This window comes from Anaerotruncus sp. G3(2012), from assembly GCF_000403395.2.
GTDB lineage: Bacteria > Bacillota > Clostridia > Oscillospirales > Ruminococcaceae > Anaerotruncus.
Map to the genome: position 1 here is coordinate 798,762 of NZ_KE159657.1, position 11,699 is coordinate 810,460.

Annotated in this window: 13 protein-coding genes; 10 read left to right on the plus strand and 3 right to left on the minus strand. The window is 53.7% G+C overall.

All coding sequences use genetic code 11. From position 1 onward, the window contains the following. The first annotated feature begins 366 nt into the window (after positions 1-366). Positions 367-666, plus strand: a complete 300-nt coding sequence (locus C814_RS0104055) for a hypothetical protein (RefSeq protein ID WP_147407888.1) — start codon at positions 367-369, stop codon at positions 664-666. An 83-nt stretch (positions 667-749) separates the two neighbouring features. Further along, on the plus strand, positions 750-1,790 hold the full coding sequence (gene mnmA, locus C814_RS09515; protein WP_016315467.1) for a tRNA 2-thiouridine(34) synthase MnmA: 1,041 nt from the start codon (positions 750-752) through the stop codon (positions 1,788-1,790). A 9-nt stretch (positions 1,791-1,799) separates the two neighbouring features. Here mnmA and larC read toward each other — a convergent pair whose 3' ends face one another. From larC to larE, 3 genes are all read right to left on the minus strand, one after another. Next, entirely contained in the window at positions 1,800-3,188 is a 1,389-nt protein-coding gene (gene larC, locus C814_RS09520; RefSeq protein WP_016315468.1) for a nickel pincer cofactor biosynthesis protein LarC, read from the minus strand. Then, positions 3,185-3,946 (minus strand): nickel pincer cofactor biosynthesis protein LarB, encoded by a 762-nt coding sequence (gene larB, locus C814_RS09525; protein ID WP_016315469.1) that lies wholly within the window; start codon positions 3,944-3,946, stop codon positions 3,185-3,187. The genes larC and larB overlap by 4 nt, the downstream gene beginning before the upstream one ends. A 136-nt stretch (positions 3,947-4,082) precedes the next feature. After that, positions 4,083-4,829, minus strand: coding sequence for an ATP-dependent sacrificial sulfur transferase LarE (gene larE / locus C814_RS0104060; RefSeq protein ID WP_031219507.1), 747 nt, complete (start codon positions 4,827-4,829; stop codon positions 4,083-4,085). 354 nt (positions 4,830-5,183) lie between these two features. Here larE and C814_RS23480 point away from each other — a divergent pair, with 354 nt between their 5' ends. The 8 genes from C814_RS23480 (at position 5,184) to C814_RS09560 (ending at position 11,592) form a co-directional block, all read left to right on the plus strand. Then, positions 5,184-5,417 (plus strand): hypothetical protein, encoded by a 234-nt coding sequence (locus C814_RS23480; protein WP_147407889.1) that lies wholly within the window; start codon positions 5,184-5,186, stop codon positions 5,415-5,417. A 335-nt stretch (positions 5,418-5,752) separates the two neighbouring features. Then, entirely contained in the window at positions 5,753-6,580 is an 828-nt protein-coding gene (locus C814_RS09535; protein WP_016315471.1) for a sigma-E processing peptidase SpoIIGA, read from the plus strand. 68 nt (positions 6,581-6,648) lie between these two features. Continuing rightward, complete coding sequence (gene sigE / locus C814_RS09540; protein WP_196809913.1) at positions 6,649-7,359, plus strand: RNA polymerase sporulation sigma factor SigE; 711 nt, start codon at positions 6,649-6,651, stop codon at positions 7,357-7,359. 417 nt (positions 7,360-7,776) lie between these two features. After that, on the plus strand, positions 7,777-8,256 hold the full coding sequence (locus C814_RS09545; protein WP_016315473.1) for a response regulator: 480 nt from the start codon (positions 7,777-7,779) through the stop codon (positions 8,254-8,256). A 152-nt stretch (positions 8,257-8,408) separates the two neighbouring features. Continuing rightward, complete coding sequence (locus C814_RS09550; protein ID WP_016315474.1) at positions 8,409-10,118, plus strand: phospho-sugar mutase; 1,710 nt, start codon at positions 8,409-8,411, stop codon at positions 10,116-10,118. Between the two features lie 128 nt (positions 10,119-10,246). Further along, positions 10,247-10,450 carry a 50S ribosomal protein L31 gene (rpmE, locus tag C814_RS09555; RefSeq protein WP_016315475.1) on the plus strand — a complete coding sequence of 68 codons (204 nt, stop codon included), beginning with the start codon at positions 10,247-10,249 and terminating at the stop codon, positions 10,448-10,450. 90 nt (positions 10,451-10,540) lie between these two features. After that, the gene (locus C814_RS24075) at positions 10,541-10,717 is read left to right on the plus strand and encodes a hypothetical protein (RefSeq protein WP_016315476.1); all 177 of its coding nucleotides are present in this window, start codon (positions 10,541-10,543) and stop codon (positions 10,715-10,717) included. After that, the gene (locus tag C814_RS09560) at positions 10,714-11,592 is read left to right on the plus strand and encodes an RluA family pseudouridine synthase (RefSeq protein WP_016315477.1); all 879 of its coding nucleotides are present in this window, start codon (positions 10,714-10,716) and stop codon (positions 11,590-11,592) included. The genes C814_RS24075 and C814_RS09560 overlap by 4 nt, the downstream gene beginning before the upstream one ends. The last annotated feature ends 107 nt before the right edge of the window (positions 11,593-11,699 follow it).

An 11,699-nucleotide genomic window follows, 5' to 3' on the forward strand; every position in this document is an offset into this window, starting at 1 on the left:
CCGCCCCCTGTGCGGGCACAGCAGCCGGGCACAGCCCCCGGATGGGAAGCACCGTCCAGCCCGCCCCCTGTGCGGGCACAGCAGCCGGGCACAGCTCCCGGGTGGAAAATGTCGCCCAGCCCACCGCCTATGCGGGAACAGCAGCCGGGCACAGTCCCTGGGTGGGAAGCACCGCCTAGTCCGCCACCTGGATGGGAACAACAGCCGGGCACAGTCCCCGGGTGGGAAGCACCGCCTAGTCCGCCACCTGGATGGGAAGCACCGCCCAGTCCGCCGTCTGGATGGGAACAACAGCAGTCGGACACAGCTCCCGGGTGGGAAGTACCGCCCAGTCCGCCGCCTGGATGGGAACAGCAACCAGGAAAGATGCCTACCAATCCGGAACCGTCCAAGACCACAGATAGATTTACATGGCAGGAGACTCCCGTGATAGAGCAGGAGAAAAAAACCCCTCCTGAACTGAAGTGGGAGCAGTCGAAAGAAAGCCAGTGGCGCGGGCAGGATACACTCTCCAGATGGGAAGAGGGGAACCATCCTCGAAGGCCGGAGCCTCCGCCGATGGAGCCAAAAGCGCCGCATATCGCTTTGAAACTGCTTTTAATTGTGGGAGTGCTTTTGTTGGCCGGAGCGGTTGCAACAGGGCTGTATTTCGGGTTGATTGCATAAAGAATTGAGAACACGACAGACAGGCGGAGCCACGGGAGAGCGATGGCTTTGCCTGTTGTATTTCCAGAAGGAAAAGGAGAACTATGCAGAAAAGGGTACTGGTTGCGATGAGCGGCGGTGTGGACAGTTCGGTTGCCGCACTGCTCCTACAAAGGCAGGGTTACGAGGTTGCGGGTGCGACGTTTGAACTGTTTGACGGATGCTCTGAGGACAACACCGGAGACGCCAGACGGGTCTGTGAACGGCTTGGCATCCCGCACTTTGTGTTTGACTATCGGGAACGCTTTTCAAAAGGCGTACTCGATTACTTTATACACGGCTATCAGAACGGAGAAACCCCGAATCCCTGCATCGCCTGCAACAAGACGATCAAGTTCGGAGCGTTTTCAGAAGATGCGGAGCGGCTCGGCTTTGATTTTATTTCGACCGGTCATTATGCGGGCGTCCGGTTCGACAGACAGAGTGGTCAGTTTTGGCTTTTGCGGAGCCAGCAGGAGAGAAAGGACCAGTCCTACGTGCTCTACCATCTATCGCAGGAGCAGCTTTCGCGGCTTCTGCTCCCGATCGACCGTTACAGCAAGGCGGAAGTACGTGAGATCGCGGCTCAAGCTGGACTTCCTGTCTTTTCCAAATCGGACAGCCAGGACATCTGCTTTGTGCCGGATGGGGATTATGCTGGTTTCATCACCCGCTATACGGGAGAGATTCCGCAGGAAGGGGATTATTTGGACGATAATGGGACGGTGATTGGACGGCATAAAGGGGTTCTGTATTACACGATCGGGCAACGCAGAGGGCTGGGGATCGCGCTGGGAGTGAAACGGACAGTCAGCCATCTGGATCCGGTGTCGAACACGGTGACCCTTTCAGATGACAGCGCTGTTTACACGGACCGACTTTTTGCAGACGATCTGCGGATGACAGACGATTCCACCCCGGAACGACCGTTTCCCTGTACAGCCAAAATTCGCTATGCCCACAGGCCAGCCTCAGCGACCGTCCATCCATTGGGGAATGGGTCTGTGCAGGTGCAGTTTGCACAGCCACAGAGGGCGGTCACCAAAGGACAGGCGGTTGTCTTTTATGAGGGTGACCGGGTACTCGGAGGGGCGACGATCCGCTAGATCGAAACCTCAAATTTCATGATGCAGAGCAGATTCTACTAAGCGGCAGACTTCGGCCATCGTCAGGCCCTGTTCTGCCGCAATCTTTTTTAGATCCTCGAATTCCGGTTTTGTGCGGCGGACTCCATAACCGGATGCAGTTTTTACCCGAACTGGGCCAAAAGCGGTCTCCACCGTGGAGATTTGATATTCGAGCGTTTCACGCTTGCAAAGGCGGCTGCGCACACCGAGTGTGGTTGTGTGCAGCAACATCAGATGGGTGAATTTTTCCTGCTCCTGGGGCGTACAGAGGCAGGTCAGCAGATAGGCAGGGCGGTTCTTTTTCATGTAAATTGGGGTGGTAAACACGTCCAGTGCACCATTTTCCAATAGGAGGTCTGCTGCAAATCCGAGCGCTTCCGATGTGATATCATCAAGGTTGCAGCAGAGTTCAACAATCTCTTCCTGGGCATGGCCGGTTTCGCCCAGAAACGCCCGGAGGCAGTTGGCGGCTTCAAAAGTTTTATGTCCCATTCCGTAACCAATCCCAGAAGCTGACATCTGTGGCATTTCGCCGAACCGAGAGGCAAAATGCCGGAGCAGGGCCGCACCAGTAGGGGTGCAAAGCTCCCCAGGTATCCGCCCACCGTAGATTGGGGCCCCTTGCAGGATATGGGCGGTGGCAGGCGCTGGAACAGGGAGAACGCCGTGTGCACAGCGGACCGTTCCACAGCCGACATGGATAGGGGAGACGACCACCTCATCTGCGCCGATCAAGTGAAACAGCAGACAACATCCAACGACGTCCGCAACCGCGTCTAGGGAACCGACCTCGTGAAAATGAATCTGGTCGATCGGGGCACCGTGAGCATGGGATTCTGCGTCACCGATCAGGCGATAGACTGCCGCAGCATCTTTTTTGACGGTTTGCGGCAGATCGAGCTGCTCGATCCGTTCACAGATGTCCGCATAGCTGTAGTGGTGATGCGAGTGATTGTGGTCATGCAGATGGCTGTAGTTGTGCGGGTGATCGTGGTCGTGCGGGTGATCGTGGTCGTGCGGGTGATCGTGGTCGTGCGGGTGGCTGTGGTCGTGCGGGTGGCTGTGGTCGTGCGGGTGGCTGTGATCGTGCGGGTGGCTGTGATCGTGGTGGTCGTGCGAGTGATCGTGGTCGTGCGGGTGATCGTGGTCGTGCAGGTGGTCGTTGGCTGGTTCCTCCTGTCCACGCACCAGAATTCGCATTTGTGTGCCGTTAATCCCGCATTTTTGCGCAGGTATGGCTTCTACAGTGATTTCCGGAAGTCCCAGATGGTTGATCTGCTGCAAAAACGCCTGCTTGTTTGGACAGATTTCAAACAAGGCAGCCATCAGCATGTCGCCAGCAGCCCCCATATTGCATTCCAGATAGAGTGTTTTCATTTGTTTTCTCCTCCCATGTGGTTTATCATGCTGGCGAGATAGCCCGCACCGAATCCGTTGTCGATGTTCACGACACTTACCCCGCTTGCACAGGAATTGAGCATCGAAAGCAGGGCAGAAAGCCCGCCAAAATTCGCGCCGTAACCGATGCTGGTGGGTACGGCAATCACTGGACAGTCGACCAGCCCTCCGAGCACGCTGGCGAGCGCCCCTTCCATCCCAGCGACCGCGACAATCACCCGGGCTTCCATGATGGCGTCCAGATGCGCCAGCATCCGATGCAGGCCGGCGACACCGACATCGTAGAGCCGTTCTACCCGGTTGCCGAGAGCCTCGGCGGTGAGTGCAGCTTCCTCTGCGACCGGGAGATCGCTGGTTCCTCCTGTCGCCACGACAATCGTCCCTGATGCGGTGACCTCCCCTTTCTGGCCGATGATTCCGATGCGGGAAACCGGGTCATAGGTAAGGGGAAACTGTTCTGCGAGGATTCTGGCTTTCTCATCCGAAAGACGGGTAATCAGGATATTTTCGTTGCCGCGCCGCCGCATTGCGGAAGCGATGCCAAGAATCTGTTCGGCGGTTTTTCCGCTCCCAAAGATCACTTCCGGAATCCCCTGGCGGATTGCCCGGTGGTGGTCTACTTTTGCATATCCCAAATCTTCGAATGGGCTGACTTTCAACTCCAGGACCGCCTGCTCGGGGGAGACTGTACCCTCCTGCACCCGGCGCAGAAGTTCCAATAGTTTTTCCTGTGCCATAATTCCTCCTGTGCTCTGTTGGCAATTGGTGTGTTGCCAAACGATTTCATATGTTCGCAGAATCTTTCCAGGACGTGGCCCGCAAAAGCTGCCGGGAAAGACGGAATAACCGTTTTTCTCCCCTTTCAAACAATCCCTAATCTCTGGGAGCCAGATTGAGCAGAACCCTTTTAAAATAAGGGGAAAGAGCGGTGCGAATCTCCTGGTGCAGCTGCACTGCTCTGATAAATTGGGGGTGAGGCAGCTCCAGGCAGGCACTGCCGTTTTCGGTCCGTACCCGCAAATCTGAAAAGCCGAGGGAGGACAAGATCTGCTCCGACCGCTCTACGTGCTCAAGCTGTTCTGCCGTAATCGAGGTGCCGGTGGGGATGCGGGTGGCAAGGCAGGCATATGCAGGCTTGTCCCATGTAAACAGCCCAGCTTCCTTGGAAAGGCTTCGGATGTCAGCTTTGGTAAGTCCGCATTCCCGCAGGGGAGAGCGCACTTCCAGTTCCTCGAGTGCCCGCATACCGGGGCGGTCATCTGTACGGTCAGAGGCGTTGGTGCCGTCCAGAAGCAGGGGGTAGCCATCCATACGCGCGCGCTCCCAAAGAGCGGTGAAAAGGGCAGTTTTGCAGTGATAGCACCGCAAGGGGCCATTTTCCACTACCAATGGATGCTGCAAAATATCGCAGGGCAGGACAGTGAGTGGGATACCGAGCTGTTCGGTGAACCGTTGGGCGTCCTGAAGTTCAAATTCCGGTTGGAATTGGGACTGAACAAAGTATGCGCGAAGATCGCAGTGCATCTGCTTCGCCGCATAGAGCAGATAGGCAGAGTCAACGCCACCCGAAAAGGCGAGGGCAGCTTTGGGATGGAACAGAAAAAAGGTTTGCAGATTCAGAGAAAGTCCTCCTTTACGATAAAAAGGCCCACCAAAGGTGAGCCTTCAGGCTGTTTCAGCAGGCGGCTTCTGCCGCATCCGTACGCTTCAGCGTTTTTTCTATAGTACAATACGCAGGCGGGGTTGTCAATAGAACCCCATGGCTTCCTTGAAAAGATTGCATAACATTTGGTTTGACGCTATGCCGGCTTCGGAGTGAATAAGGGAAAAAAGCGGCTTGAACCGTACAGGTTCAAGCCGCTTTTTGATATGTTTTGTTCCGGACATTACCGAGCGCAATAGAGGTCCTGGCAGCAGAGCCAGCGTGGATGGGCAAAATCTGGCCAGAATCTGTTTCTGCAATCGGCAGGGTACATGCCGCAGAAGCCGTTCTGGTCGCGGCAGATGCGCATTTCCCGGGAATCAGGGCAGTTTTCCTCGACCGGATACCATTCGCAGTCTTTCCCGGTGCAGCCGCTGACCGGCTGGATTTTGCAGTCGTTTTTGACTGTTGGCCGCTTTTTCTCGCAGCAGCAACAGCAACAGTTACAACAACCGCAGCAGTTGCAGCAACCACAGCAATTACAGCAGCATCCTCCATTGTTGTAGCAGAAAGCCATTCATAATCACACCTTTTGTATAAAATAAAATGCAGCAGTTGGGCGGCAGTTCATCTGGCACCTGCGCCATACTTTCTGATATGGGAGAGCAGGGATCAGAAGCTGACGATGGATGGTACAGAACAGGTGCTTATGCCGCTCTTTCCCATAGTATGCAGGCTTTGCAGTTCTTGCGATTGTCCGGGAAATATCTTCCTGTCCACCCGCTTTCGACAGAATCAAGACTTGTCCGCTCCCTATAATAGAGTCAGCAGATAAAAAAGAAGCGGGTTTGTTTCAAACCCGGATGCCGGAAAACGATCGTCCGGCTTGAGGGGGCGTCTTATGGAAGTCTATGCAGATGTTCTGGTAGTGGTGAATTATGTCATCAACCTGCTGGTGCTGATGGCAGCTGCAAAGCTGGCGGGGGTGGTCACCCGCCGTGGGAGGCTCGGTCTGGGCGCTCTGACGGGTGCGCTGGGGGCATTGGTTATCTTTTTGCCCTATATCGGCTGGTGGTTTCAGGCAGGTTACAAACTGCTGCTTTCCTGTGTGATGGTATTGGCGGCATTTGGCTGGCAGAATCGGCGAAGATTTTTAAAACTTCTGCTGGCCGTCGCCGTTTCTGCGGTCGGGATGGGGGGGCTTCTGTTTCTGCTTTCGTTTCTGGCAGAGCCGGTTGGGATGTTTTTTTACAATGGCGTCGTTTACTTCGATCTTCCGATGCTGCTTCTGGTCGGCTGCTGTACAGGGGCATATCTGGTGCTCTGGCTGGTTGACCGGCTGTTTTTCAGCCGGTCTGCCCCGAAGCATCTCTATGACCTTGTAATCACCTCCGAAGGGAAACAGATTTCGCTCAAAGGACTTGCGGATACCGGCAGCAACCTGAAGGAGCCATTTTCGGGTGCACCGGTGATCGTCTGCGACCGGGGACTTGCAGAGCGCATCCGCCCGCAGGAGCAGACCCGTTTCCGGATTATTCCCTGTGTGACCGTGACAGGGGACGGTGCGCTGGAGGCATTCCGTCCGGACGAGGTCCGAATCAGTGGAGAGGGGGCACAGATACAGACTTCCGATGTATACATAGCAGTGAGCAGGCAGCCGATTGGCGGGGAATATCAAGCTGTGATGAATCCCTGTCTGGTCGGCGAATCCCTGAGCAGGTCCATATAGAAGCGCTCCGTGAATGTTAAGTAATTTTGATTGAGAAGGGAAAGGGTGTAGCAATGATGAAAATGGCAATGCGGAATAAGAGGGTCGCCCTCTGGTGGGAACGCCTGCTTGGCAGACTGGGATTACTGCGGGGAATTTACTATATCAACGGACCGGAGACACTGCCTGCCCCGCTTTCCAGGGAAGAGGAGAAGGAGGTATTTCTGCGTCTGGAGCGGAACGATGAGGCTGCACGCGAAATTCTGACCGTACATAACCTGCGGTTGGTGGTTTACATCGCGAAAAAATTTGAATCGACAGGGATCAATGTGGAAGATTTGATTTCGATTGGGACGATCGGTTTGATTAAGGCGGTCAATACCTTCCGCCCACAGAAGAACATCAAGCTGGCGACCTATGCATCCCGCTGTATCGAAAATGAAATTCTGATGCACCTTCGGAAGAATCAGTCGCACAAAAACGAGGTTTCGATTGATGAACCGCTGAATATCGACTGGGATGGAAATGAGCTGCTGCTTTCGGACATTCTTGGAACCGATCCAGACAGCATCAACCGTCCGATTGAAGACGAAGCGGAAAAAAATCTGCTGCTCAACGCGATCAGCCATCTCGGGGAGCGGGAACGTACGATTATGTATCTGCGGTTTGGGCTGATGGGGCAGGAGGAAAAGACCCAGAAGGAGGTAGCAGACATCATCGGGATCTCACAGTCGTATATTTCGCGTCTGGAAAAGCGGATCATCAAAAAGTTGAAAAAAGAGCTGGAGAAAATCATCTAATACCAGTGGGCTGCTGTCTTAAAGCTTTGCATGCCATTTGGGGATAGAGTTCCAGAATAACCCAGGTATTCCAACCGTTTCTGTTGCGTATTCTCACACCTTTATGGAGACGCCACTTGACAATGAGATTGCTGTCTGTTATAATTTAGAAAAAACATTTTTTTGTTTTTGAGGGCAGAAAAAAACAGTGTTTAAATGGCCTCACAAGGAAGGTTTGTCAGGTTATATAAAATTCAGAGTAATTTGTTTTCAATGGCGGCACACAAAATTGGTCGATAGTGATATTGTGTCAGTTCGACCTCAACTGTCGACACCCAAAAATCTACACTTTTTGGATGGGGCGGATACTTCATCAGGAAAAGTGTAGGTTTCTCTATGTATAGAGGAAGGATAGAAAGGCATCGTAGGGGGAGCGCTATGTATAAAATAATGATTGTGGATGACGATCCAACCAGCTTGGCGATCGGCAAAGCGCTTCTGAGCGGTGAATATGAGGTGCTGACGATGAAATCGGGCTTGCAGGCGCTGGGCTATCTGAAAGAGTACGACAGCCCTGATCTGATCCTGATGGATATGGTTATGCCGACCAAAAGCGGGCAGGATGTGTTGAAGATTCTCCAACAGGACCCGAAATTGTGCAATATTCCTGTGATTTTTCTTACAAGCATGGAAGGGCGCAACTTTGAATTGGAGTGTCTCCAGCTTGGCGCAGTGGATTATCTCCAGAAGCCGGTAAATGCGGAGCTGATGAAGATTAAGGTGCGCCGTTATATCCAGGTGGTAGAAATCAAGCGTCAGAATGAGTTCCTGAAAAGGAAGCTGTTCGAACTGAAAACACGGGTCAACAAGATATTCGATGTCGCGTTAGCTGCGTTGGACGATAAGAAAGATCAATAGAAGTCAGGAATCCCTCTGTTGTTTGGCCATCAGAGGGATTTTTTGTGCAAAACAGGATTTTTTTGGTCAGATTGATTGACTTTGAGACAGGAAAAGGATATCATAAGAATAGCAATTTGCCTAAATTTCCGGAATTATTGGAGGGGTAGTTTATGAACCATAACGATCTGTATCAACGCTGGCTGGGAACCAACCTTGAGGATGCTGACCTATCTGTAGAGCTGGAATCTATCAAAGGGCAGGAGGAAGAAATTTTTGAGCGGTTTTACAGAGACCTGGCTTTTGGAACCGCTGGACTGCGCGGTATTATCGGCGCAGGGACCAACCGGATGAACATTTACACCATCCGGCGTGCGACTCAGGGTCTCGCCAACTATCTGAACCAGAAATTTGAACACGCGACAGTTGCAATCTCGTACGACAGCCGGATCAAGTCCGACCTGTTCTCGAAAGAGGCGGCAGGGGTGCTCGCGGCAAATGGGATCAAGGTACATATCTACCAGGAACTGATGCCGGTCCCGACCCTTTCGTTTGCAACCCGTGAGCTGCATTGCGAGGCGGGGATTATGGTTACAGCCTCCCACAATCCCGCAAAATACAACGGTTACAAGGTTTATGGAAGCGACGGCGGACAGCTTACTGAAGTTGCAGCGGATGCGGTGCTTGCAGAAATCAATGCGCTTGACTATTTCGATGGGATCAAACGAGTCGCCTTCGAGCAGGGACTTGCGGATGGAAGTATTTCCTATATCACCGACGAACTGATTGACAGTTTCATTCAGGCGACGCTGGCTCAGCAGGTCAATCCGGGCGTCTGTGCACAGGCGGGCCTGAAGCTGGTCTATTCGCCGCTTAACGGCTCGGGCAATAAGCCGGTTCGCCGGGTGCTCAAGAAGATCGGCGTGGCGGATGTTACCGTCGTCCCCGAGCAGGAGATGCCGGATGGTAACTTCCCGACCTGCCCGTTCCCCAATCCCGAGATTAAGGAGGCACTGCAAAAGGGCCTGGAGCTCTCCGAAAAGATCGGCGCCGATCTGCTTCTCGCAACCGATCCTGACTGCGATCGGGTGGGTATCGCAGTAAAGGCAGCGGACGGCTACCATCTGCTGACCGGAAACCACGTCGGAGCACTTCTGTTTGACTATATCTGTCAGAACCGGATGGCAAACGGTACCATGCCGAAAGACCCGTTTGCAGTGACCACCATCGTTTCTACCAAGCTGACCAACGCGATTGGTAAAATGTATGGGGTTGAGGTTAAAAATGTCCTGACCGGCTTCAAGTACATCGGCGAGCAGATCGCGATTGCGGAAGCGGCGGGACATCCCGAGCGGTTCGTATTCGGCTTTGAGGAGAGTTATGGGTATCTCGCGGGCACCCATGTCCGAGACAAGGATGCGGTTGTCGGCTCGATGCTGATTGTCGAGATGGCCTCCTGGTACAAGCAGAAGGGGATGACCCTGATTGATGCGCTCAATGCGATCTATGAGAAATGCGGACGGTATGTTGAAAGTGTCGCGAATTTCCAGTTTGAGGGTGCACAGGGCATGAAGAAGATGGATGAGATCATGTCCACCATGCGCGGCAATCCGCCCAAGGAAATCGCTGGCTCGCCGGTATCCGAGGTGCTCGATTACCAACTCTCGACCGCAACCAGTGCGGCGGGCGTCAGCACGATTGATCTGCCCAAATCCAATGTGCTGGAGTACCGACTGGAAAACGGCTGCACTGCGATTGTCCGTCCGTCCGGCACCGAACCGAAGATCAAGCTCTACCTGTCGCTTGTTGGCAGCGGAGAAGCGGAGATCGGCGCCCGCTCGGAAGCGATTGGCAGCTCGATGAAACAGCTTTTGGGGGTCTGATCCGGCAGAGTTTGGCAGAAAAAGCGGAAATCTGAAAAAAAGACTTGCTTTCGGGATATACTTGTGGTAATATTCATATGTTACATTTATGACATCCAATATAGATGTCAGAGAGAGGTGAAACAATCATGAAACAGGGCATTCATCCGAACTACAAGGAGACTACGATTACCTGCGCCTGCGGCGAAGTGATCCATACCCGTTCGACTAAGGAGAATATCCGCGTCGAAATCTGCTCCAAGTGCCATCCGTTCTTCACCGGCCGTCAGAAGCTGGTTGATACCGGCGGGCGTGTTGACAGATTCAAAAAGCGTTTTGGCATGGATAAGTAATTTCTGCGGATCAACTGCGCAGCCGTAGCCACTACGGCTGCGTTTTTGCGTCAAAATTTACATAGTTGAAAAGAGGAAAGGGGCCTGTATATGGATCGGAAAATGACAACTTTAATCGGTCTGGTCTGCCTGCTGGCAGGGGTTATCGTCGGCTTTTTGCTCGCACCGGTCAAGAAGGGAATCTACTGCGGCAACAACAATGGAAATTCTTACGGCGGCTGGGGATACGACGATGAAGAAGAGGACGAGGACGCACTCCCGTTTTGAGGGTTCTCAATTATACGGTCCCTCCGGAGTATGATGGGCGAAAGCTGCTGCATTTTCTGCGGGGAGGGGCGGGATGCTCCTATTCGCTCGTCCGGTCGCTCAAGACCTGCCCAGGCGGGATTCTCCGCAACGGGCAGCAGGTCCGCACGATTGACCGGGTGCACACTGGGGATCAGATAAAAATTACCCTGCACGATACGCCAAAGCCGCTGGAGCAGTGCAGCCTGCCGGTGGCTATCCTCTACGAGGATGACGACCTGATCGTCTACAACAAGCCATCCGGGATGGCGTGCCACCCAGTGCGCAGCCTCCAGCAGGGGACGCTTGCCAATGTGTTTGCGCACCACTGCGCGGAACAGGGCATCGCGCAGACCTGCCATATCCTCAACCGGTTAGATCGGGATACGACCGGCGCAGTGCTGATCGCCCGCAATGCGTTTGCAGCTGCGGCACTGACCGGACGGGTGGAAAAGTGCTATATTGCGGTGGCCTCCGGGACTCCGGACCCTGTCTCCGGGATCATCGACCTGCCGATTGGCCAGCCCGACCGCTCCGATCCGCATCGGATGGTGTTGCCGGACGGGCAGCGCGCGGTGACAGAATATACCGTTATCGCACGCGGGGAAGGGTGCAGCGTGGTACGCTGCCGGTTACAGACCGGGCGTACACACCAGATCCGGGTGCATCTGTCGCAGATTGGATGCCCGCTGCTTGGCGACCTGCTTTATGGAGGGCCGCAGGAATGGATTGTACGTCAGGCTCTGCATTGCGCAAGCCTCTCATTTGCCCATCCGGTGGGCGGGAATCCGCTTGTGGTTGACGCGCCTTTCCCTCAAGATATGCAAAACTTATTGGATCGCTGTGAGAAATCATAGTGAAGATGCATAAAAAATCTGCATTTTGAATATTTTTTCATAAAAAAGCTTGATTTTCTCCGAAATACATGTATAATAATGTCATCACATGCAAACAACATTCTGAA

Excerpts from the sequence above, each read along its gene's own strand:
- C814_RS0104055 (WP_147407888.1), top strand. The coding sequence starts at position 367 with ATGCCTACCAATCCGGAACCGTCCAAGACCACAGATAGATTTACATGG.
- mnmA (WP_016315467.1), top strand. The coding sequence starts at position 750 with ATGCAGAAAAGGGTACTGGTTGCGATGAGCGGCGGTGTGGACAGTTCG.
- larC (WP_016315468.1), bottom strand. The coding sequence starts at position 3,188 with ATGAAAACACTCTATCTGGAATGCAATATGGGGGCTGCTGGCGACATG.
- larB (WP_016315469.1), bottom strand. The coding sequence starts at position 3,946 with ATGGCACAGGAAAAACTATTGGAACTTCTGCGCCGGGTGCAGGAGGGT.
- C814_RS23480 (WP_147407889.1), top strand. The coding sequence starts at position 5,184 with ATGCCGCAGAAGCCGTTCTGGTCGCGGCAGATGCGCATTTCCCGGGAA.
- C814_RS09535 (WP_016315471.1), top strand. The coding sequence starts at position 5,753 with ATGGAAGTCTATGCAGATGTTCTGGTAGTGGTGAATTATGTCATCAAC.
- sigE (WP_196809913.1), top strand. The coding sequence starts at position 6,649 with ATGCGGAATAAGAGGGTCGCCCTCTGGTGGGAACGCCTGCTTGGCAGA.
- C814_RS09545 (WP_016315473.1), top strand. The coding sequence starts at position 7,777 with ATGTATAAAATAATGATTGTGGATGACGATCCAACCAGCTTGGCGATC.
- C814_RS09550 (WP_016315474.1), top strand. The coding sequence starts at position 8,409 with ATGAACCATAACGATCTGTATCAACGCTGGCTGGGAACCAACCTTGAG.
- rpmE (WP_016315475.1), top strand. The coding sequence starts at position 10,247 with ATGAAACAGGGCATTCATCCGAACTACAAGGAGACTACGATTACCTGC.
- C814_RS24075 (WP_016315476.1), top strand. The coding sequence starts at position 10,541 with ATGGATCGGAAAATGACAACTTTAATCGGTCTGGTCTGCCTGCTGGCA.